A 20,796-nucleotide genomic window follows, 5' to 3' on the forward strand; every position below is an offset into this window, starting at 1 on the left:
ATTCGCTAGGCAAAGCTCCTATGCCTGCCGGGCCGGTAAGGGGTAATCCGTCGCTTCCAGCAACAGCAGGACATAGGCATTTGTAGGTGATTCGCAAGGAGAGGCCTTCGTGCAAAACGCCGAGACTGACGGTAGTAGCCGAACTGGTTGCATGCTCGCAAGATCGCCAGGCTCCCAGTCGGCGCGAGTTGAGCTTTGGGCGATGGATATCATGCATCAAAGGCTGGTAAGCTTTCAGCAATGGCGCAAATCAAGCATGGATGCAACAATGAGTGGAAAGAGGACGGTCCACTATAACGCAGAGAGGAGCATGTTTTGGTGCCTCGGATCCAAAGCACCAAAAACATTATAGTGAAGGTACACTGTTAACACTTTTGGTCGCATTTGTGGGCACGTCTCTTCCTAATTGCTGATATGGCTTCGGTAGCAAGTTACCTACCAGAACAACAGGAGCAATGATATGTCACCTTGTTCGCTTAATTTCTTTGATTTTGAGATCGCGGTATAAAACTTGCGAGCGGTGTCCAGCCAAACCGAAATGCCCCTTAGTGCGAGTTGAGCCGGGATGCCGTTTGTTACCCAAAAACTCCTTTACTTTGCTTACGTCGGCGTCGAGCACGACGGTTCCGTTGAGTTCTACTATGATTTTTGTACCTTGCACGGTCACACGCTGAGAATTCCACTCGCCAACATTTCGTAGAAACCCTCTTTTTGCGGGGAGCATACCGTATACCGACGCGTGGTATTGGCGCGGATCGAGCTCAGCATGCCTCGTGTGCGAATCATCAAGAATCTGCAATTCGCACATACCGACGTACGCAGTGTCACCGCTGCCGGGATAGCGAATTGCTAGTCCATTGTTCCCACCGGGTGGAAGCTTGAATTCGAAATCAACAATGAAATCACTGTACTCTTTTTCGGTATAAATTGTACCCTCCTTTGATACGAGGGCACCATCCGCAATCGCATTTTTCTCGATCGGACCAAGCCATCCCGTGAAATCTCTTCCATTGAAAATGCTCGTAAACCCGTCGGACGATGGACTTGAAATCAATGCCACCCAAAGCAAAGGCTGTGTGATTGCATTGTTGCGGCGAATCTCAAACAATGTCGGGTCAGGTTTTAGCGTTTTCCACAGATCGAGGTAGGCTTCTTTTTTCAGTGCTAGTCCTGCAAACAGCAAGCTAACTTGCCGAACCGGCCATTTATCCCATGCCTGGACATCCGGCTTAGATGGCCACGTTGATTTGTCGGCGAGATAAGGATACATATATTCCATCGCCTTCGCCATGCTTTGTCCATCCGCCCCTTGGTACTCCCACAAGTCCTTTTCTTGCGACGACAACAACATGCAAAGTGTTGCCATGTTGTCTAGCTGGAAAACCGAATAGGCATATGGCTTTGTGCGACGAAGTTCATTTGGGAATCCACCATCAGCAGACATTTGAATCCCAATAAAGACTTCTCTAAATTGACGTACGCATTCATCATGTAGCGTCTGGTCGCCGACGATCTGGTTAAATGCTTCCACTTGCAACCAGTATGCTACCGCATGGTTGTTAATCCTCGAACCCTCGTCTTGCCCACGCGGGCTGGTCGTTATCCATCGCAGGTAGTCTTTGAACCACTGAGTTAGTCCGTCTTTGAGTTGGCGTGTCATCGCCTGGGATCCCTCCAAGGCGAGGATCGCCATTGGTACCTCTATAAGGTGCAGAGTGTCGATCAAGCCGATGCCGCGTTTTGGCGCGGGACTTCCAACCATGACTTGGGCGTGTTCCAATTCAGGATTCATTCGAGTTTCGGGAGCAACAAAGAACACGTCGAGCAATTTTGATGCTTTGGCGGCATAACGTTCGTCGCCAGTAATTTTATATGCTGCGGCCAACGCTGAGGTTGCGTCACGCATATTCATTAATGCAATGCGGTGCTCATTGAAATTGCCTGGATAGGATTCACCATCCCGATGGACGAAAGGCTTACCATCGGCGGTATTCGGATTGGGCCAGAAATAGTCGCTCATGGAGAAAAAGTCATGCGGTCCGCCTTCACTCAGTGAAGCGTCATGAAACGTAATGCTAAACGGCATAACTTCCAAAGCTTTATCAGCCAATTTTAGAATGCGGTCGCGATCATGCATGGCGACTAGTGTATGCCCGGTTTCGGCTCCAAAACAACGAGTGACACTGAATAGTAAAACGAAGAACGCATAGTAGTTGACCATCATTTTCTCGGGAGTGTGCCTAATGGGGTATGTGGGCGACAGATGTCGCATAGCGGAGGTGAAACCGTCGAATCCGCGGATAGCGAAAATGATAGAACAAACATTTTCTGCCGTTAGCATAGCCCTCACTCATTGCTAGCACGTTTCAGGCAAAACGCGGTTTGCCCTTGAGCGGTCACGAAATCATGCTTGAACGCAATGTGCTAGTTTGCCGGGGTGTTTGTGCGAGCTAAGAAGTTGTCTCTCTGACTAAGATGTTCAACTCGTCGCCGATGTTTGCAGCGACGAGCAGAGAAACCCTGATGAGACAATGTCTACCTCATTTATTTAAGTTTAAAACCATGCTCTCGACTTCTAAGACGCTCTTTCGGGTAGTCTCCTTTTTACTTTTGGGAGGTGTTCTCGCCAACGCAGATGAACTGAGGAATCGCCCCAACGTATTGTTTATTGCAATTGATGACTTGAACGATTGGGTGGGGTGCCTCGGCGGGCATCCGCAGGCGTTGACACCGAGCATCGATTCTCTGGCTGACAGAGGCGTGCTGTTCACGAACGCGCATTGCGCTTCGCCTGCTTGTAATCCGTCGCGCGCCGCCGTTTTCAGCGGGATGATGCCATGGCAAACAGGCGTCTGGTCTAACCGTGATAAGAGACTGCTTCAACAGCATCCGGAAGCTCTGGTGCTGCCGCAGTCGTTTCATGATGTTGGCTATAAAACATTAGGGACGGGAAAGTTGATGCATTCCGGTGCAGCGGCTAATAAGCGAATTTTCGAACACCACTTTGATGTCGAGCAACGATGGAGCCCGTTGACGCGAGAGCAGGCTCAATACAGCCAAAGCGAACTTCCTTCCAAAGGAACAGGTCAACCGCGACATGTAGTGCAACTTGGAGATGGCAAAGAGGTTGTCTTGCCGCTTAACGGTATGCCATCAGATCGCGCTCCGGATATCGACGAAGGGGAATCTTTCGATTGGGGGCCGTTTGATGTCGACGATTCAGCGATGGGAGACACACAAATAGTCGACTGGGCGATTAAGCAGCTTAAGTCCAACCACGAAAAGCCGTTCTTTCTAGGCGTCGGTTTATATCGTCCTCATATTCCGCTGTTTGCACCAGCGAAATACTTTGAGCGGTTCGCGGACACCCCGGTACGGCTTCCCCCGTTCCAGGCAGACGACCTAGATGACCTTAGCGATACCGGTAAACGACGGGCTACAGAATCGGATACAGCAGGGCTTCATGTCACCGTGACGAAGTACGACCAATGGAGCCAAGCTGTCAAAGCGTATCTGGCGTCGACAACATTCGTCGATGCACAAGTCGGGCGTCTAATTAGCGCACTCGATGCGGGGAAATTTGGGGACAACACAATTATAGTACTTTGGAGCGACCATGGATGGCATCTCGGCGAAAAACAGCACTGGGGAAAATGGACAGGTTGGGAGCGATCAACGCATGTGCCGCTTATAGTCGTGCCTCCGAAGGGGCTTGCCGACAAGTTCGCGAAGCAAGGCTCTCGCTGTAATGCTCCGGTCAATTTAATCGATCTTTACCCAACTCTGATTGAATTATGTGAGTTGGAGATCAAAGAGGGGCTGGACGGCGAAAGTCTCGTGCCATTTCTTCATCACCCCGAGCGCAATGGTGGTCGTGTTTCAGTCACAGTCTTGGATCCCGGGAATGTCAGTGTTCGCGACTCTCGCTGGCGACTAATTCGCTACGCTGATGGCAAGCAAGAGCTATACGATCTACATAGCGATCCCAATGAATGGACGAATCTGGCCGGTGACATCCTGTATCAAAGTCAGATTCGGCAACTGAGTCGCTGGATCCCCGCCAAAGCGCTGCCAGCTGACCAACAGGCCGAATTCGAGCGATTAAAAAGCCAAGTGCGCAAGTTCAGAATTGAAGAAGTCTATAGTGAAAAGTCTCCGATTCTGTTCCACACAGATTTTTCATCCAGTGATCTTGACCGACTCAAAATATCCGAAGACCAACACTACGCGATTGGCAATGCAGTGCCCGAGCGTCTTCAGGTCGTCGACGCCCCCGGCGGGAAGACGGGAGAGAAAGCGGTGAAATTTACTGTGCCACATGCCGACAGAGCGTTTCGCAGTGAGCTGTCGCTGATTCACGAAGAGGGTTTTCAAGACCGTTGGTATAGTGCCCGAATCTTTGTTCCTAAGGATTGGCAGAGTGGATTGGGCGGCGGTAATGACATCGTGATGCAGTGGCATGCGATCCCCGGAAATTGGAGAGCAACATTTCCGAATATGAGTTTGAACATTTCGGGGGACCAGTGGCAACTTCGTCGCAGTTATGGTTCGCCGCAGACGAAGCCTACTCGCCAGAGTGTACCGTTGGGTGAATTGAAGAAAGGACAATGGACGCAATGGGTTTTTCACGTCAAGTGGTCATCCGACGACAATGGGCAGATCATGATATGGAAGAACGGAGAGCAAGTCTTCGATCATGTAGGTGCGAACGTCTACGGAACGATTGGTATCCAATACACGCCGTATTTGAAGTTCGGAATCTACCACCCGATGTGGAAGAACAGCAAGAAGGCATCGACCATCGATCCGCCTCAACAGCATACGGTATATATTACTGATGTAGTCGTTGGAGACGAAAGGGCAGATTTCGCCAGTATGCTTTTGGGAAAGATGGCTAGTGGCCCTCAGAGCAATGCGTCGGACTGCAACTGACTTCAGCTGGAGGTAGCAGAAGTCGTCAAGACTTACGATCGTTTTTGGACGCTGGCAAAATTTCCGCGAGTCCCGCTAGGCTCGCCTAATGTAGTGTCTGATAACAAACTTCACTGTTGACCGATTGCCGTGATAGTGAGAGAAGGTAAGTGGATCTTGCAATGGCTGACAGATATTTTTGCAGCTTTTGCTGTGGCTGGATTGGCCGTCCATGCGACGGAAGCGTGGACTGTGAAGCTCACCCCAGAAAGGATCTATACAGTGCGGCATATTGAGTGTAACGCAGCCAAATAAGATGGGTTGTGTCCGGCCTGAGCCTGACTGCCCCCGATGACAAAGAAACAACAAAGCTGTTGCCTAACAAGTGGAATACAAACGCTGCACTAATCCTCGAACGCTGCATAGCGTTCATCGCATTTGGACGGTGTCCCTTCACTCCACATCGCTTGTTGGCCCTTTACGATTGGCAATAACACTACGCTATTGATCGATGTGGTTAGCCAGTGAAAGTCCGGTAGTTTGCCCATTCTGGATCGCTGTACAAATCGTGCAATTTGTGGCGCTGGCTATCCACGGATTCCTGGCGAACTTTCTGCCGAATCGCCCTTGCATGACACAGCCATGGCAACTCGCTTCAAGCGGCCGTCGAGAACCTCTTGAGATGCCTCCAAGAAGTCCTTCGTTCCACACCTACTAATCCTTGTCGTTGAAAACCAAGTGATTCAGGTCATGTTTGCGAATTAGCATTACTAACATGCCGCAGACAATGTCTCGATGACTGATATGACCGGGAGCATCTCCCGTCTGGCGGTGTAAACGTCGATCACGCTGCACGAATCTATTTATCCCGCCGGTTGACTCCACGAGTTTCCGTAGGTTTGGCAGGATGGCAGGCCCCATACGTTAGGGTCGCTTCCGCACGTGGGCGACACTGCTCGCTGCGCTCCGATGTCGTAGTTTCCCGGTGGCGACTTGTCCAGCGGTTGGACCGTATTGATCCATGAACAAATCATAGTGGTATCGCTCTAGTACATCTCCTCGCGACGCCCCTTCACGCGACTGGCCATATCTGAATAGTGGTAGCCAATCAAAATTCACTGGATTATTTGAGGATCAGACGCTTATCTGATGTACGCTTCGACAAAGATTTGGAGGTCCACTAAAAACATTTCTGGGCTGGAGTCGCGACAGTATCGCTTCCGCCAGCCCGTTCGCAAAACAGTAACGAAAGATGTGACATAGCGGAGCTATGTCTTGGTAGAACATCGGCTTTGCGGCCAGACGCATGTGTTTCCAAGGCGTGCTGCTTACAAGTTAGCGGGCCGTCCTAGCTCAAGCGACGCCCCACTTCCTGAACTTATCACCACTGGTATCGAAATAGGTTTTCTGCCAGCCGGATTGCTTCCGCGATTCCTAGCGTCGTCGCCTGTTGCGCAAAGCCTGGTACGGGTACGGCGCAATGTTGCAAACGTCCACTCTGGCAAACTTTTCACCATCAGCGTTGACGAACAACCAAATACCATAGATCTTCTTGTTGCAATTGTCGCCCGTTGCGTTCTCAGCAGCAACGATTTAAGAGCAAAGGAGTCCGTTCAGGATAAAGAAGTACAGAAGCAATAGTAAGATCGAACCAAAATTCATGGAAATACAATTCGCATATATATATATATATATATGTGTGTGTGTGTGTTCTGCGTATTGTAAAGGTATTTAGGGGGCGAGCTCAGGAGCGAGTGATGATATTCTTGCGTACACAGCTCCGCAAACGAGACTGCAGTTCCGGAGCGGCTTCTCGCTAAATCCGTCCGACGAGCCACATCTTCCTTGAACGGCTATCGGTCTCAGCGGTGGCTTACGTTCTAACTCTTTGTTGAGCAAATTCGAAAGTGTTTCTTCAGTTCTGTGGTAATGATGGTTTCGATGCCTGTTCGCACACTGACGAATAGGCATAGCAGTCTGTCAATCAACTTTTCTGTAAATATGCGAGACGTTCCGGTAGTTCTTTTCCAACGATACGCCGCCGTGGTCTTGTATGCAGCTCAGCTCGCACCCTCAAACAACTTTGTCAGGCTTCGCTACGTGCGTAGTACAATTCATGATCCGCACGCGAGCCGTCCTCCTGCTCGGATAGTGATATCAGAAATGCTTGTCGTCAAGGATGTTCAGCAGGGCAGTAGCATCCGCATTCACTCTCATGAAAATGAACTCGCGTATATGCTGAGGTCCTTTCATATCGCCGTAGGACGCTGCTCCCCTCAGCGAGTGGACAGTTAGCGTCAATTCATCGAGAACGAGCCGAGCATCTCTTGTTTATTTTTTTCACTGGATGGCGTCGGTGGCCAAGTCCATATTGTGTTACGCACTCTCTAAGAACCCAATTCTACTATAGGCAAAGTGTGCCAGAGCGATGTGTAGGCCCGCAACATGGTTTCGAGTTTTCTTATCCCATCGTATAAGGATCGCTCGGAATCGATTGAGCCATCTATGCGTGCGTTCTACTACGCAAATCCTTGGGCGTTTGCCGGATCTTCGATCAAGTTCACGTTTCTCTTCTCCACGGCGTCTAGCATGCGCTGCGTATTGGCGAACCGAGGCAATCTTGTCATGTATCGCGGCTGAATCGTAGGCCTTGTCTAATCACAGATGTTCTTCCGCACTGACCTCGCTGACAGCATGCTCGATGCTATCCTCGATTGTTGTTGAAGAAGCTTCGTGTCATGCATGTTTGCCCTGGCAACTGCCAACCCGATCGGAATTTCACCACCATGGAATTGCAACGAACACTTGGTTCCCAGTTTCCCCCAATCTGTCGGGTTTTTGCCGGTATCTTCGCCTCCATGCGGGGCTTTCGCTATTGCACCATCGATCGATTGCCGCTCGCGATCGAGCCTGATCAATTGGTCGTAAATCTCGACAGCCAAACTCCACAACGTTTCGAAGATCCGTAGTTCCGCCAATTGCTGGTAGTAGTGGTGAGCGGTGCTGTCGGGAGCCAATTCCGGCGGAATAGCGTTCCATTGGCATCCGTTTCGTAGACGGTAAATGATCGCATCGGCGACGCCACGAAGATCGGCACGCGGACGCCCACCTTTCGGACTGCTTGGGTAGTCTGGAAGAATCTCTTCCATCTTCTCCCGCAATTCATCTGGCATGCGATAATCATCAAAACTCCGTTGCCCATCCATGGCGGGCCCTCCTTGGGTTTGAGTAAGTTAGAAGTTACCAACTCAGGGAAGGTCTGCCTTTTTTATGCCAATCGGTTTTTGGATAGGTTCTAAGTTTGGTTGCTTAAGAGCAGTCAAGATGTCTCGCGAGTGATTCAGTAACATTTTTCGATATTCTGTAACCGGTTGCGTCAATTCAGCATTTACTGAGAGCCTCGCCTTCACTGCTTTACCGAAGCAAGTTTCCATCAAACTACCGTAAGTGTTGCTTGGATCGCAAAAGGTCGAGCCGACCTCCCCCACATCCCGTTCGGAAAAACCGATTGGACGGCGTTATGCAATAATTTCCTTCAAGGCTGAATTCGCATCGAAGGTGTCTTCGTTTGGCACATGATTCCATCTCGATGGAGAACTTCGGGCAACCGGCTTTGCGAAAAAGCACTATTGTCAGAAGGGGGCTGGGAATAATTGCGTTCGCATTTGCACCTGCAACTGATTCCAATACTTACAAGGTATCGCAAGCGCTTCTCGTTTGAACACCGCACAGATGAGCTTTCTACGAACGCATCATAAACTGGAAGCGATTTCATCTACCACCAGGCTGGTCTCCGTCATGACCTACTCCGCTCGATCAAATGGTACGGCCATTGTTTCTTGAAACAGTATTTGACTTGTCTTCGCGTGAACTCGTCGTTCGTTTCGTCGATATGATTGTCGCGATACGTCGTGCATTTACGTCATTACGAGCATGCTGACATAAGACATCCGAACAGTGATGGGAATATGCTAATGCCCTGCTCTATCGTGCGAGCGATCCATTGAACCGCAAGGTATATTCCCAGACTAGTTCCTACGCGATACTTGAAATCGCAACGACTACCGAGCCAGTCAGCCAGATCTATGAATATGTTCGACCTTCGTCAATTCGATTTCGAGATTCGTCGAGAGACCTATCAGTATCGGACGCCAATGAAGTTTGGCGGGCGAGTGGTCAATGACGTGACGGTTGTGTCAATCGATTGTGATGCGACCAGCGGTTTCGGGTCGGCACGTGGCTTGGGAGCTATGACTATGGGGGTCGCCTGGGCCTGGCCCGAACCCTCACTCGACGATTCCTTCAAGTTGGATGTGATACTCGAACTTGTTGATCGCTTGGCGCAATCGTTTTTGGATGGTGACCGAACTGGGCATCCGTTTGAGTTGTGCCTCCGCCAGCACACCGCCTTTACTACCATAGCGAATAGCCTTGCAGATGAACGAAGCATCAAAGGCGGCATTCCCGATTTAGCGGTTCTGTTGGCCGCATCGCCCATCGAAGCGGCACTTTTTGATGCCCATGGGAAAGCCTCAGGTGCGAGCAGCTATGCATTGCTCAGCTGTGAATGTCTGTCGCGTGATTTGTCCGGTTACCTTGGTCACGAATATCGCAATGTCTTCCTCGGTGACTTAATCTCGCCATCGCCGGTCGCTTCACTCCCTATATATCATCTGGTCGGAGCGCTCGATCCGGTGGACGAACACGATGCATGTGATCCGGTGGACGACGGGCTACCCGAAACACTGGCCCAGTGGATTGCTAGAAACGGTTTGACTCATTTGAAGGTAAAATTGGCCGGAGATGATCTGGAGTGGGATGTTGATCGAGTCATTCGCGTCTATCGCGTTGCATTGCAGGCTCGCCAAGGTGATTGGGCGTTCTCTTTGGATTTCAATGAAAAGTGCGAAGATGAAGCCTACGTAATGGAAATGCTTGATTGCTTGCGATCCAGGGAACCCGATTCGCTGCGGTGTCTCCAATACATCGAGCAACCGACGAATCGGGATTTAGAGTCCCACTCTAACATCACTATGCACCAAGTCGCCGAACGTCTGCCAATTGTGATTGACGAGTCTCTAACTAGCTTGCGCAGTTTACGGACTGCGATTGAGCGAGGGTACAGCGGAATTGCTTTGAAAGCTTGCAAGGGACACGCGGGTACGTTGTTACTTGGTGCGGTCGCCCGTCACGAGAACCTTTATCTGTGCATTCAAGATTTGACTTGCGTTGGTGCGTCGTTGCTGCAGAGTGCATCGCTCGCAGCCCACATTCCCGGCGTTACTGCGATTGAAAGCAATGGACGTCAATACGCTCCAATTGCAAACGAGCGTTGGATGGATAGGTATAGCGACTTCTTTGAAGTTCGAGAAGGAATCATTCCGACAGCAAAACTTTCTGGCCCCGGTTTAGGGTATGGCGATGATCCGATTCACAGTGAGCGGTAGTTGGCAAAGCATCCTTTTGCTGGTCGCTATATTGCTTGTTTCTGGATCGCAGCAATCAACCCGCGCCCAGGAATCGACCAGGCCGAAAATAGTCTTTCTGATAGCCGAAAATGAGTACCGCACGCACGAGACGCTGACACGATTCGCGAAACAGCATTTGACGGAAATCGCGGATTACGAGATGGTGTTCCCGGATGCGGGAGCCCCAAATCGATTCGTGAACATCGAGAGAATCGAGAATTGCGATTTGTTGGTGGTAAGTGTTCATCGGCGAACACTGAAACCTAAGCAAATGAGGGTTTTGCGGCGGTATGTAAAAGGAGCAAGGGCGGTAATAGGCGTTCGAACAGCGAGCCACGCATTCTGCCTACGAAACGATGGTCCTCCGGTGGGCCACACTGAATGGCCAGATTTCGATACCCAAGTACTGGGCTGTCACTACTCTGGTCACCACAATCGCGATCTACGCCCGCAGATCGAGGTCGTTGGCAAAATTAGCAAACGGAATCAGCGATTGATACATGGTATCGAAAACTCGAAACCTTTTCGTTCTAAAGGGGCGTTGTATAGAGTTGCTCCACTCGCTGAAAATGCAAATGTATTGATGCGTGGGCATATTCCGGGTGAGCCCGCCGAACCTGTAGCCTGGGTGTTCGAGCGGGACGATGGAGGAAAGACGTTTTATACATCGCTGGGGCATCCGAGCGATTTTGAGCAGCATTCTTTTGTGCAACTGCTCTCCAATGCTATTGCGTGGTGCCTGGCTGACGATCATGCAAACATTAAGCCGTGAATCTAAATCACGCAACTCTCGTTGAACTCCCTTCCCGTCTTTGCGAAACTACCCCCCCAAAAAAAAATAGCACTTCCTCCAGCGTTCATGCGGCGAACAGATAGATGGATGCTAGATACACTTCTGCACGTTCATCGTAACGTGTCACTACTCGACGAGATTCTTTGAGCCAGCCAATGAGGCGTTCAACCACACTTCGCTGGCGGTAGGTTTCTTGGTCGAACTCGTCCGTCTCTCTCTCATTGGATCAGGTCGGAATCACGACTTGAATTGCTCGTTTCAGAATCGATTCCCGGATTGCCCTCGCGGTGTAGCCTTTATCCCCTGCAATCGCGGTGGGACGATCACGATGAAAATGCACACTCACTTGGCAATGCTGCATTAGATTGTCGAACTCCTGCGATTCATGTCTTTGGCCTTCTGTGGCGGTGGCGGCTAGGAGCGTTCCTCTGGCGTCAGTCATTACATGCAATTTGGTGAAGTAGCCGCCACGTGACCTTCCCAACGCGTGAATTCTGTCATCATCTTCACTCTGTATTGCCATTCCCGAGGCGATACGATGTGCCCGCACCACGCTGCCATCAACGCACCAAACAGACCAAGCGATGTTTCCGAGTTGGTCCATTCTTCGAAGCAGGTTGCGGAACAGCCGAGCCCAGACTCCTTCGTGGACCCAACGTCGAAAGCGATTGTAAACCGTTTTCCATTTCCCAAACTCTTCGGGAAGATCACGCCAGGGTGAGCCAGTTGGCTGGCCACGTAGTCGATCATCGCGTTGTCGGTTCCTGCGAATCCGAGGATTCCAGGCTTCTTGAATGCGTCGTGACGCAATAGCGTGTTGAGGTTCATTCGCAGTGCTTGCGGTCCCATCTGTCGGGCGATCGCCTTCCAAACCAACGGTCCCTTAGCTGCGTCGGCTAGCAGGTCCCATCGGACTTGCAGGTCCCCGGCGATCAGCGTTTGGGCTTCGGCCGTCTCGGCTGCTCGGTAGGCAACGAGCGACTGAACCGTCGATGGCAAGTGGTCAGCCGTTGCTGGCGCCCACTTCTCGACTGGCTTGTCGGTCAACCATCCGAACAACGCTCGACGCGCGTCATCCTTTGGCGTCGGACGTGCCATTCGCAAGATGTCTCGCAGGCTTGGATCGTTTCCGATCGAAGCTGAAAGCAACTTGCCAACAGACGCGTCGTTGAGCCAACGCTGGAAGGCACGCTGCAGCGAAGACGATAGGCCCTTGCGACCGAACTGTCCTGAACGAGTCATTTGGAAAACGGTGCGCAGAACGCGGCCGTTGTCGGCGACTCGGTCGAAGACTTGGTGCATGAGCTTGGTGTCTCGCGTTGACAGTACGACCAACAGCGCCGCCGGCATGTCCTTCATGTAAGCACGCTCACGTGAGTAGACGGCCAGCTTTGCCAGGAATTCGTTGTCGTCGATCTCGTCGATCAGCTTTCGCATCGCATCGAGTTGATTCTGCGCGGACGCGTAGTAGACGTTGCCGAACGTTCCGGTCGCTGCCATTTGGGCCAGCGCGTGCTTTGCGGACAACTTGTACGCTGGGCCGCCCGCTTCGTTGACGACGGTTGCTCGTGGCAGGACGCTAGTGATGCTTTGGAATAGAGACTTGTTGGCCATGTTGACCTCCCTACGAAAAAGCGATTCGACGAAGTTTGGTGCAGAGGTTGCTCCCAAATGAGCTTCGCCCCGTTGTGGGGCCGCGACCGAGTAACGTCTCGGCGCGGTTGGAGTCGGGACGACAGGAATCGAACCTATGGACTCCACTCCGGCAGTCGGATCGTGTGTTTTGCCACCGCGAGCGAAACGTCCCGAACGAAATGGGACCGTTTCGACACGCAATGGTTTTGTGTTGTTAAATCGAAAAAGCACTCGGCGAAGTGGTGGTCAGAGAACCCGTCCGTTTTCAATGAAAGCGGACGGGGCGGGACTTCAACCCACTAGACCTTTCAGTCATTTGCCATGTACTCCGAACCGGCAGCCGAGTGTGTTTCGATGTGTTGTGTGTTGAAGTAGTGATGCACTGTGTTTGCCTTGATAAAAGGCACGATCGACGAAGTTGTGACCAGAGGGTTTTACGGCGCTCTACCACTGAGCTACGCCCCTGAGTTTCTGTATGAAAGTTGGGGCGGTGGGACTCGAACCCACGGCATCCGGCTCCTGAAGCATGTACTCCGAATCGGCAGTCGATCGTGTGCGCTTTCTATTTCGTTTTCTTCTTGGTGGTCTTTCCCATTTGTTTCCAAAGGGAACGGCCGTTGTCTCGGTCGAGCCGGACAAGTTGTTGCTGTCGTGTGTCGAAAGCGATCAGGTTTCCCTTGGGTCGCTTCGCGTAAACAAACGGCAAGCAAACGGCGACGACTTTGTGCGGTTCGCCGGCCGCGTTTGGCAAGTAGCGAAGTCGAACGAGTTCGTCGATGGGTTGCGAGATGCCCGAGCAGCTCCATAAGTAGGACGGAAGCTCGATGATCTCGCTGAGGATGGTGACGTAGTCACCTTTGGCGATGTCTTCGCCAGCGATCCTGGCCGCGACGGTTGTCACGGTTTTGGACCCAGTTTCGGCTGTGGTTTTCATGATTCCGCAATCGATGAAAGAATGATTTGTGCATGTGTGTTCTCTGTTGGACAGCGAGTTTTTGATTACTCGCGGCCGGTCGTAATGGCGAAACAGGAATGTAAAACACGCATAGTTCAGTCTCTCAAGACGATTGTGGAAAACGCGACTAACGAAGTGGTTGATTAGAGAAAATGTTCTGCCAGTTAAACTACGAGCGAACCGAAGCTTGCTCGGTGGGAATCGAACCCACACCTTTCGATTAAGAGTCGATGTACTCCGATGCGGCAGTTAGTCGTGTATTTGATGTGGGATAAGCTTCCAGCTTGTCGACTGCTATATGACAGGCAGGATGCCTATCCCACGGGTTATGTGTAAAAACGATTGACGAAGTTTGTAAATCAGACATTTCGATGCTCTACCAACTGAGCTACGAAGCGAACACAAGGTTCACTTCGGTGGGACTCGAACCCACGACCGTCGCGTGATGTAGTCCAATCAGGCAGTCAATCGTGATTTGTAAACGCGGCGACGAAGTGTTAACTCAGATCACTAACGTGTAGGAATCGAACCTACCGATCGTGTTGCCACGATCTCCAGACTCACTGGACGCAATCATTGGTGGATGGATTCCCAGCCGGCAGTCGCCATGTTTTGTAAAAGTCCAACGAAGTTGTTTGCCGAGAAAACCGCTCTTATCGACAGCAATGCTATCGACAGTGGGCACACGACGACGATTCTCAGGGAGATTTGCCGACGCTCACGCTGCTTCCGGTCGCCCGGAAGCTCGATACCTTAGGGTCGTCATAGTTACGATGTATTCCCAACAGGCAGTTGAACTTTGTGTTGTGATCGACCAACGAAGGAGTGTGAATCAGACGGGCCTTTAGCAAAGATGTAGTCCGATTCGTCAGTTGGTCGACCAAGAAACGCTGGTGGGAGTCGAACCCACTTGAACCGGGTTGCAGCCGGCCGCCTAGCCATCTGGCTCCAGCGTTTTGTCGCTCGCGAGTTTGCCGCGAGCGTGGTCTTCAGTCGTCGTCCCTAAAAGTAGTCGTCGCGATTGACGCCATCACAGGCGCCCCGATCGTAGGCAGCAACGCTTGAATCGCTGACCGCTGCCGCATGGGCATAGGTCGTTGCGACCGAGCTTTTCCTCGAGTTGCTTGCCTTGAATGATTCGGACTCCGCGTTTGACTTTCGTTTCCGACGGGTAGCCTTTACGACGTTTGCTCATCAGCTCGAAAGCAGAGGTCTTCGTCGCGGAAGTGTTGGTTTTCGTGTCGCATCGGTCTGCTCCGGTTTGAGTGTGAAAGTGTTGAGGTTGTGCAAAGACGGACCGACGAAGAGACAACTCAGATGGTTCACATTTTCAAGATGGAATCCGAGTCTGCAGTCGATCAGTCAGAAACGCCGGTGAGAGTCGAACCCACTTCGACCGGGTTGCAGCCGGTTGCCTGGCCATCTGGCTCCAGCGTCATGTGTCACCGCCGGTTCGGCGGCGACTGTGTTACTTGTCGTTTTCGTTATCGTTCAGATCAATGATCTTGAACGTTGCTTCTGCGACTTCCTTGGCGACGTGCGGAGCGATTGAAGCGACTTCGTCGCTCTCATTCAGGACGATATGCGGGGTCGATACCTTGAACCGCAGATCGTCGATATAGTTCGCTGCGTGGAAATCGTTGATCGGACGCAGCAGGTCGTCGCTGCTTCGAGACATCAGCGAACCGATGTCATCTGTGCTGTTGATGCACGCCCGCCCGACGTCGTCGACACTGTTGACTCCGATTCGGGCAACATCGTCGGCACATCGACCGAACATCCCAAGCAGAGCAAGCAAGCCGGCACCAGCGCCATGAGCCAATGCGTTGTCATTGTCGTTCTTCATCATCGGACTCCTTTCATCGTGGCGTATCGTGTTAAGTGCTCTCGCCAGGAATCGAACCTGGTCTACGACCTTCGCAAAGTCGCGTGCTATTCCGGCACACTCCGAGAACATTTAGAAAAGCGGCTCAGGATCAGAGCCGAGTAACCCGCCCAGGAATCGAACCTGGTCCGACAGTTTCGAAGACTGCCATGCTGTCCAGCACACCCGCGAGTCATTTGGTTGATTACATAGTCACAAGAGCCGACGACTGGGTTCGCACCAGCATGGGTCGCTTTACAAGAGCGGTGCCTTTCTACATCGAGCCACGTCGGCTGGCTTTGTTCGCATCAGTAGGCCGACCAGGAATCGAACCCGGAACTTCTGGTTAGAAGCCAGAGATGATGTCCGTTTCACCATCGAGCCGTTTGCAAACAAGCGGAAGGCGAGGGAGTCGAACCCTGCTCGTGACGCTCGCAACTATGTTTTCTCGTTTGCCGCAGCGGAATCACAAGAACACAAAACAGATCCACCAAACGACAGCAAGGTTAGCGGTAAACGGAAATGAATAACGAATACGACTCATGGCATGCATACGAATTGCACCTTGCCGACATAGCGACCAACCTACTCGGCGAGGATCGAAATTGCTTTCTGCCCGACCCAGATGAGATCGCTGAGCGGTGCCGTTGGGTGCGATGGCTCAACCAACTTGGCTTCGAGTCGTACGTGATCGAGTCGGTGATGTTGTACGAGCACCCGACCGTTGCGTTTATCGAGCGACAAGTTGAACGCGGTCAAACGGTGGATGAGATAACGCATCGTATCTTGCCGTTCTTGATGAATAACTCGACCAACCACCAACGCACCGTATCCCGCCTGCTCGAACAACGGTGGCACGATACCGGGGCAAGCGGTTCGGGTGGCGTGACAGGGGCGGACAAGCCGGTTAAACGCCAGTGGCGTCGATGGATGAGCCAGTACCAAGCCGAAGCCCCAGGTTAGCAGACCCGGTAACTCTTTACCGATCAAACGAAGCCGTTACGGTAACGCCAGCGTTACCGCGAAGGTAACGCATAACGCACGTGCCGGCCGGCCAGCCTGCCTTGCGTTATTTGACTCTTAGAGCAGTTAGATGGTTAGCTCCCATCGCAGTCTCTGCCCGCCCTGGTTTTTCTCAATTTGGACCAAGGCGGGCAGGGGCGACTGATCGCTACAAATTGAACTCTGATGATTACCAAACCGACCAACCCACCACGTCTATCGGTACGCGACCGTATCTATCACCCCGCCAACTACTTTCGCCTACGCGAAGACAGTGATAGGCCGATTCGCATTGAACCTGCCGACACCACTGCCGGTGCATTGAAGCAAGAGGCACGCGAGCTATTTGGAAATGTGGTCTGCCGGTCGAGTGTCTTCCAAAATCGGAACGTCGACACCAAGCGACGGCTAACACGAGACGTGCTCAAGGCGATCAAGCGAGCGAGCTATTCAGGCAGTGATATTGTGGTGAGTCGCCGCAAAGACAGCGAGAGCTACAACGCCAACCTGCTCCAGGTCGTTGAAGCGTTGGTTGAGGCTGATCTACTTATCGAAGTTCGAGGCAAGCCAGGAGGAAAGCACATGACGAGACTTGTTCCAACTAGGAAAGCAAAGCGAGATCACGGCACCAATGACCCTTGGGAGTTTGATCCGCCAACGCGGACCAACTTGGTGGAGTTGCGGACGCGGCGAACGAAAACTCCGATTCGATTTCGCAAAACGGACCCCATCCCGAAAGCATCGGCGGCAACACTCAAGCGTCTAAACGACGTAAACGCCGAACACGTTGTCACCTATCAGCGATGGTCGGAGACGTTGGAAGAGTGGAGGGAGACGAAACGACTAAGGCCGCTTCACTACCGAGTGTTCTCTGATAGCTTCGAGCAACACGGTCGCATCTACACTGGTTGCTATGGGCATCAGGGGATCGGAGTCGTTGAGCGATCACGCATTCGCTTCGATGGCGAGCTATCGGTAGAGGTCGACTACGGCGGAATGCACCCGAGAATGCTCTACCATGAGAAAGGAATCGACTACCGCGATGACCCTTACAAGCTCTTTCTGGGTCGCAACAACGATGACCAGCGGTTGCTCGCCAAGCGAGCGTTCAACGCTCTGCTCAATGCTCGCGATGAGAATGCAGCCATTGCGTCGTGCAATCGAAGCATGCGAACCGCAGGTAAGTTTGGCAAGAAGTTTGACCGGGCCGTGCGACTTTGCGAAGCACTTGAAAACGAGGAGCTAACTTTTGCTGAAGTCGTCGCAAGGGTCGTTGCGAAGAACCCCCATATCGCCGATTCGTTTTGTCGAGATGCCGGGGTGCGTTTGATGCGGATCGACGGCGACATAGCAATGGCTGTGTTCGATCACTTTGCATCACAAGGCGTTCCCTGCTTGGGTTGCCACGATTCATTTATCGTGCCAGCGAAGTTTGAGGCTGAATTGAAGCAGATCATGATCGAAGTCTACGTTTCAAAACTCGGAATGAAACCAGTTTTGAAATAGCCTGCCGTGTAAGCCGCTTTTGTCGTGATTTACCGTGCCATCGAGCCTTATCGCCCTAGATATATGGCGACCGTATGGGCCGCCGCCGGTAGTGGAGGACAGGGACAAACAACACGCAACAACGGTCGACGCGTAACAAAGACACGGAACACCGGTAACAGAGACGAGGACAGAGAGCACGGGTAAAAAAAACGGCAGATGTCAGTCGACCAAAACACTCAGATCGTAAAGGTTGGCAGAACCTCACTCTCCGCGATAACCAACGAGCACAAAAATTCCGTCGAGAATTTCCGCCTTGACTTTGGTTGCTAAGAGCCTGATGATAGTGCACGGTAAAACATCCTCCTTGTGCGTAACAGGAGGCTTGGCCGAAAGCATTGATGACTTTCCTTCAGTGGAGAGTAGATGTCTAAGCCACGACATTGTTGCAGCAGATGCATTAACCACGATTAAGGATTTTTGGCGATGGCTAAAAAAACCGCTGGCTCGAGGTCTAGAGCCACTCAAAAAACTGGCCCCGAGATGTTAAGGTCTCTGTCACAGGAGATCAGGGAGATCCACGATAGACTTTTGGCTCAAGGTCGCCCAATACCTCCTGTACTTGACGTACCCATCGCGGCGGATGGCTCACTAGTTGAGACCGACACTTCTACTTTCAAGAAACTTCGAGAGGCTCTTGATCAGTGTTCCGCAGGCGTCAACCCAGGACATTCAGCCAGCTCCGGCTTGGTACAACCTGACGAGAAGCCCGTACCGCCCAAGCATAAGCCCCGTCTAATATCCAAAGACACGGCTGACTCGCTTCGGCTACTCGATAAGACAGTCAACCAAGCTAGCGAGCATCTCAACAAGATGCCAGCATCGAGAGAGCCGAGTGTTTGCGTCGGCCTAGATGACTTGCTTCAAGACGATGACGACCGTCGAGCAAATGTTAGTTATTACCTTGTCTTTACTGACAAGCTCATGGTGCAGACCTGTCAGTATTGCAGTGGCGATCCAGATGAGAGCGTATTGGGCACTAAGCCGCTCAACGAGTACTCGACCAAACTAAGAGTCCAGATCCAGGCCCGGATTCCGAAGTTGATTGAGCGGGCCAAGGAGGCCGAGTCTGGTGTCAAGAAGATGGCGGACGAAGCAATTGCCGAGATTAAGAAAGCGATCGAAGCAACGACGGAGGACTACGCATGAGCCGCTCCAACAAGAACAAGCTTGATAGCCAGAAACGGCAACGCCAAAGTTTCCGCGAGTTAAAACGTCGGCATAAGAACACTGTTGCGACAAACGAGGCAATCAAGGCCAAGGCTCAGGTTCAATGCGAAAAGTTGAAGGCATATGCTTCCTTCTGTAACGCGATAGCAAACGCTGCAAAGTTCGGTAGCAAGCTGATTTCGTTACTGGCTTTCAAAGAGTAGTTTAGACGCCGCAAACGCCTTCCGGTAGCTTCTGTTGCCGGGAGGCGTTTTTCGTGTCGAGCGGCACCGGCGACACCGCCCAAACGCGAACGCTCGAAAACACGCTGTCAGAGATCGACCACCCATAGCCGACAAACCACCGGCCCCAACGCTCGCAAAGGCGGGACGACGCATTGCAGGCGGCTAGGTATCGACACCACGGGGCCGCTAACGCTTACGGGGTGAGCCATCGGGGTTATCTGCGTTGCATCTCGCGTATCGTCGGAAAGAAATGCGAGGAATTTTATCTCCTGACGCATCAGGAACTTAGAACGCAAAACGATCGACACACCAAAGATTTCCGATTAAGTAACGCTCGCTCAACCCAATAGTAGGTTTCAGGCAGTGTCAATGAGACACGCCGCGAACACGATTGATCGTGTAGTGCTCTACACGATACGAAACGGAAAGCGAGAAGATGCGAAACAACAACGTAGACCACTGGACCGATGGCAATGGGATCGGACAAAAGAAAACCGGACTGGCTCTTGCTGAATGCCTCGGTCGTTTGAAGACAACCGCAAACGAAAACCACCACAAGGCAAACGATCACCTAGCATCAGTCGTTGAGCACGCACGCCAAGCGGGCGAGGCATTGCTCGAAGCTGAAAGGCGGCTTGGCGGGAGGTTGAAGTGGAGTAAGTGGAGGCAGGAAAACTTCGACGGGTCGAAAGAGACCGCGTGCCACTACATGCGTATCGCTCGTCACTGGAATGAACCTCGAATGGTGGAAGCAAGGGAGAAGGGTGCCAACTCAATTAACGCACTGCTCAAGGTGCTCAGAAAAGATAATAAAGATCGCGACACAGAGGAAAGCGAATCGCCCATAACCACAAGCGGGGCACTGAGTGAATCTGATGCAAGCGACATGCTACGCGATTCGATACGGAAGGACTTCGCCGAAATGCTCCGACGCATGACACCAAACGAGTTGAACGCATTGGAGCAAAATGCAGACAACGTGTTCGAGAAACTGGTCGCCAGTGTGTCCGATATCGTTTGCGGTGGTTTAGGACATGATCCGCATACTGATGAACACACGGGAACCCTAGCCGCACGTACTGAGGCAAGGTTATTGAAACGCGAATCACGAAAACACCTGACCAAGAAACGGTAGCCCAAAATAGAAGGGAAAGAGCAAGCGGCAACCAAAAGCCCCTGGGGCAACCCCCAACGCATACACGCACCCAACTACCGACCACCCATGTGCC

The 20,796-nt window shown here is 51.9% G+C and carries 15 protein-coding genes and 6 tRNA genes; 8 read left to right on the forward strand and 13 right to left on the reverse strand.

Features of this window, described 5'->3' with window-relative positions; all coding sequences use genetic code 11:
- Window positions 1–463 precede the first annotated feature (463 nt).
- Window positions 464–2,224, reverse strand: a complete 1,761-nt coding sequence (locus ACR3ZL_RS10155; RefSeq protein WP_473653246.1) for an alginate lyase family protein — start codon at window positions 2,222–2,224, stop codon at window positions 464–466.
- 338 nt (window positions 2,225–2,562) lie between these two features.
- Between ACR3ZL_RS10155 and ACR3ZL_RS10160 the strand changes: the two genes are divergently transcribed.
- Window positions 2,563–4,932, forward strand: coding sequence for a sulfatase-like hydrolase/transferase (locus ACR3ZL_RS10160; protein ID WP_486173427.1), 2,370 nt, complete (start codon window positions 2,563–2,565; stop codon window positions 4,930–4,932).
- A 383-nt stretch (window positions 4,933–5,315) separates the two neighbouring features.
- On the opposite strand, the gene ACR3ZL_RS10165 is transcribed toward ACR3ZL_RS10160, so the two are convergent.
- Both ACR3ZL_RS10165 and ACR3ZL_RS10170 read right to left on the reverse strand, forming a co-directional pair.
- The gene (locus ACR3ZL_RS10165; protein ID WP_473653243.1) at window positions 5,316–5,459 is read right to left on the reverse strand and encodes a hypothetical protein; all 144 of its coding nucleotides are present in this window, start codon (window positions 5,457–5,459) and stop codon (window positions 5,316–5,318) included.
- 1,828 nt (window positions 5,460–7,287) lie between these two features.
- Window positions 7,288–8,117 (reverse strand): IS5 family transposase gene (locus tag ACR3ZL_RS10170; RefSeq protein WP_473653242.1). Its coding sequence is split into 2 segments (ribosomal slippage): window positions 7,288–7,569 and window positions 7,572–8,117, totalling 828 coding nucleotides; the frame shifts between segments, so codons are not numbered across the junction.
- An 879-nt stretch (window positions 8,118–8,996) separates the two neighbouring features.
- Here ACR3ZL_RS10170 and ACR3ZL_RS10175 point away from each other — a divergent pair.
- Window positions 8,997–10,358: an enolase C-terminal domain-like protein gene (locus ACR3ZL_RS10175; protein WP_473653241.1), complete on the forward strand. Its 1,362-nt coding sequence runs from the start codon at window positions 8,997–8,999 to the stop codon at window positions 10,356–10,358.
- Window positions 10,333–11,151: a ThuA domain-containing protein gene (locus ACR3ZL_RS10180; protein ID WP_486173428.1), complete on the forward strand. Its 819-nt coding sequence runs from the start codon at window positions 10,333–10,335 to the stop codon at window positions 11,149–11,151. The genes ACR3ZL_RS10175 and ACR3ZL_RS10180 overlap by 26 nt, the downstream gene beginning before the upstream one ends.
- 247 nt (window positions 11,152–11,398) lie before the next feature.
- On the opposite strand, the gene ACR3ZL_RS10185 is transcribed toward ACR3ZL_RS10180, so the two are convergent.
- The 10 genes from ACR3ZL_RS10185 to ACR3ZL_RS10230 all read right to left on the reverse strand — a co-directional run bounded on the left by ACR3ZL_RS10185 (window position 11,399) and on the right by ACR3ZL_RS10230 (window position 16,011).
- Window positions 11,399–12,043 (reverse strand): IS5 family transposase, encoded by a 645-nt coding sequence (locus ACR3ZL_RS10185; RefSeq protein WP_473653239.1) that lies wholly within the window; start codon window positions 12,041–12,043, stop codon window positions 11,399–11,401.
- 1,326 nt (window positions 12,044–13,369) lie between these two features.
- On the reverse strand, window positions 13,370–13,741 hold the full coding sequence (locus tag ACR3ZL_RS10190; protein WP_473653238.1) for a hypothetical protein: 372 nt from the start codon (window positions 13,739–13,741) through the stop codon (window positions 13,370–13,372).
- A gap of 906 nt (window positions 13,742–14,647) precedes the next feature.
- A tRNA-Cys gene (locus ACR3ZL_RS10195) sits at window positions 14,648–14,718 on the reverse strand.
- A 74-nt stretch (window positions 14,719–14,792) separates the two neighbouring features.
- Complete coding sequence (locus ACR3ZL_RS10200; protein ID WP_011123265.1) at window positions 14,793–14,957, reverse strand: SEC-C metal-binding domain-containing protein; 165 nt, start codon at window positions 14,955–14,957, stop codon at window positions 14,793–14,795.
- Between the two features lie 171 nt (window positions 14,958–15,128).
- Window positions 15,129–15,199 (reverse strand) — tRNA-Cys (locus ACR3ZL_RS10205).
- Window positions 15,200–15,230: 31 nt separating this feature from the next.
- On the reverse strand, window positions 15,231–15,611 hold the full coding sequence (locus tag ACR3ZL_RS10210; RefSeq protein ID WP_473653237.1) for a hypothetical protein: 381 nt from the start codon (window positions 15,609–15,611) through the stop codon (window positions 15,231–15,233).
- Between the two features lie 33 nt (window positions 15,612–15,644).
- Window positions 15,645–15,717, reverse strand: a tRNA-Arg gene (locus ACR3ZL_RS10215).
- A gap of 32 nt (window positions 15,718–15,749) precedes the next feature.
- A tRNA-Arg gene (locus ACR3ZL_RS10220) sits at window positions 15,750–15,821 on the reverse strand.
- Window positions 15,822–15,846: 25 nt separating this feature from the next.
- A tRNA-Thr gene (locus ACR3ZL_RS10225) sits at window positions 15,847–15,920 on the reverse strand.
- 18 nt (window positions 15,921–15,938) lie between these two features.
- A tRNA-Arg gene (locus tag ACR3ZL_RS10230) sits at window positions 15,939–16,011 on the reverse strand.
- A 137-nt stretch (window positions 16,012–16,148) separates the two neighbouring features.
- Here ACR3ZL_RS10230 and ACR3ZL_RS10235 point away from each other — a divergent pair.
- The 5 genes from ACR3ZL_RS10235 to ACR3ZL_RS10255 all read left to right on the forward strand — a co-directional run bounded on the left by ACR3ZL_RS10235 (window position 16,149) and on the right by ACR3ZL_RS10255 (window position 20,702).
- Entirely contained in the window at window positions 16,149–16,589 is a 441-nt protein-coding gene (locus ACR3ZL_RS10235; protein ID WP_473653236.1) for a hypothetical protein, read from the forward strand.
- 225 nt (window positions 16,590–16,814) lie between these two features.
- Complete coding sequence (locus ACR3ZL_RS10240) at window positions 16,815–18,134, forward strand: hypothetical protein (protein WP_473653235.1); 1,320 nt, start codon at window positions 16,815–16,817, stop codon at window positions 18,132–18,134.
- Window positions 18,135–18,860: 726 nt separating this feature from the next.
- Entirely contained in the window at window positions 18,861–19,322 is a 462-nt protein-coding gene (locus ACR3ZL_RS10245) for a hypothetical protein (protein ID WP_473653234.1), read from the forward strand.
- Window positions 19,319–19,546 (forward strand): hypothetical protein, encoded by a 228-nt coding sequence (locus ACR3ZL_RS10250; RefSeq protein WP_473653233.1) that lies wholly within the window; start codon window positions 19,319–19,321, stop codon window positions 19,544–19,546. The genes ACR3ZL_RS10245 and ACR3ZL_RS10250 overlap by 4 nt, the downstream gene beginning before the upstream one ends.
- Window positions 19,547–20,003: 457 nt before the next feature.
- Window positions 20,004–20,702 carry a hypothetical protein gene (locus tag ACR3ZL_RS10255; RefSeq protein ID WP_473653232.1) on the forward strand — a complete coding sequence of 233 codons (699 nt, stop codon included), beginning with the start codon at window positions 20,004–20,006 and terminating at the stop codon, window positions 20,700–20,702.
- The last annotated feature ends 94 nt before the right edge of the window (window positions 20,703–20,796 follow it).

This window comes from Rhodopirellula sp. J20-39, assembly GCF_057365095.1.

Bases quoted from the DNA above. Each gene is read 5' to 3' on its own strand.
- ACR3ZL_RS10155 (WP_473653246.1), bottom strand. From the start codon at position 2,224: ATGATGGTCAACTACTATGCGTTCTTCGTTTTACTATTCAGTGTCACT.
- ACR3ZL_RS10235 (WP_473653236.1), top strand. From the start codon at position 16,149: ATGAATAACGAATACGACTCATGGCATGCATACGAATTGCACCTTGCC.
- ACR3ZL_RS10175 (WP_473653241.1), top strand. From the start codon at position 8,997: ATGAATATGTTCGACCTTCGTCAATTCGATTTCGAGATTCGTCGAGAG.
- ACR3ZL_RS10240 (WP_473653235.1), top strand. From the start codon at position 16,815: ATGATTACCAAACCGACCAACCCACCACGTCTATCGGTACGCGACCGT.
- ACR3ZL_RS10180 (WP_486173428.1), top strand. From the start codon at position 10,333: ATGATCCGATTCACAGTGAGCGGTAGTTGGCAAAGCATCCTTTTGCTG.
- ACR3ZL_RS10160 (WP_486173427.1), top strand. From the start codon at position 2,563: ATGCTCTCGACTTCTAAGACGCTCTTTCGGGTAGTCTCCTTTTTACTT.
- ACR3ZL_RS10255 (WP_473653232.1), top strand. From the start codon at position 20,004: ATGCGAAACAACAACGTAGACCACTGGACCGATGGCAATGGGATCGGA.
- ACR3ZL_RS10190 (WP_473653238.1), bottom strand. From the start codon at position 13,741: ATGAAAACCACAGCCGAAACTGGGTCCAAAACCGTGACAACCGTCGCG.
- ACR3ZL_RS10200 (WP_011123265.1), bottom strand. From the start codon at position 14,957: ATGAGCAAACGTCGTAAAGGCTACCCGTCGGAAACGAAAGTCAAACGC.
- ACR3ZL_RS10165 (WP_473653243.1), bottom strand. From the start codon at position 5,459: ATGGGCAAACTACCGGACTTTCACTGGCTAACCACATCGATCAATAGC.
- ACR3ZL_RS10210 (WP_473653237.1), bottom strand. From the start codon at position 15,611: ATGATGAAGAACGACAATGACAACGCATTGGCTCATGGCGCTGGTGCC.
- ACR3ZL_RS10250 (WP_473653233.1), top strand. From the start codon at position 19,319: ATGAGCCGCTCCAACAAGAACAAGCTTGATAGCCAGAAACGGCAACGC.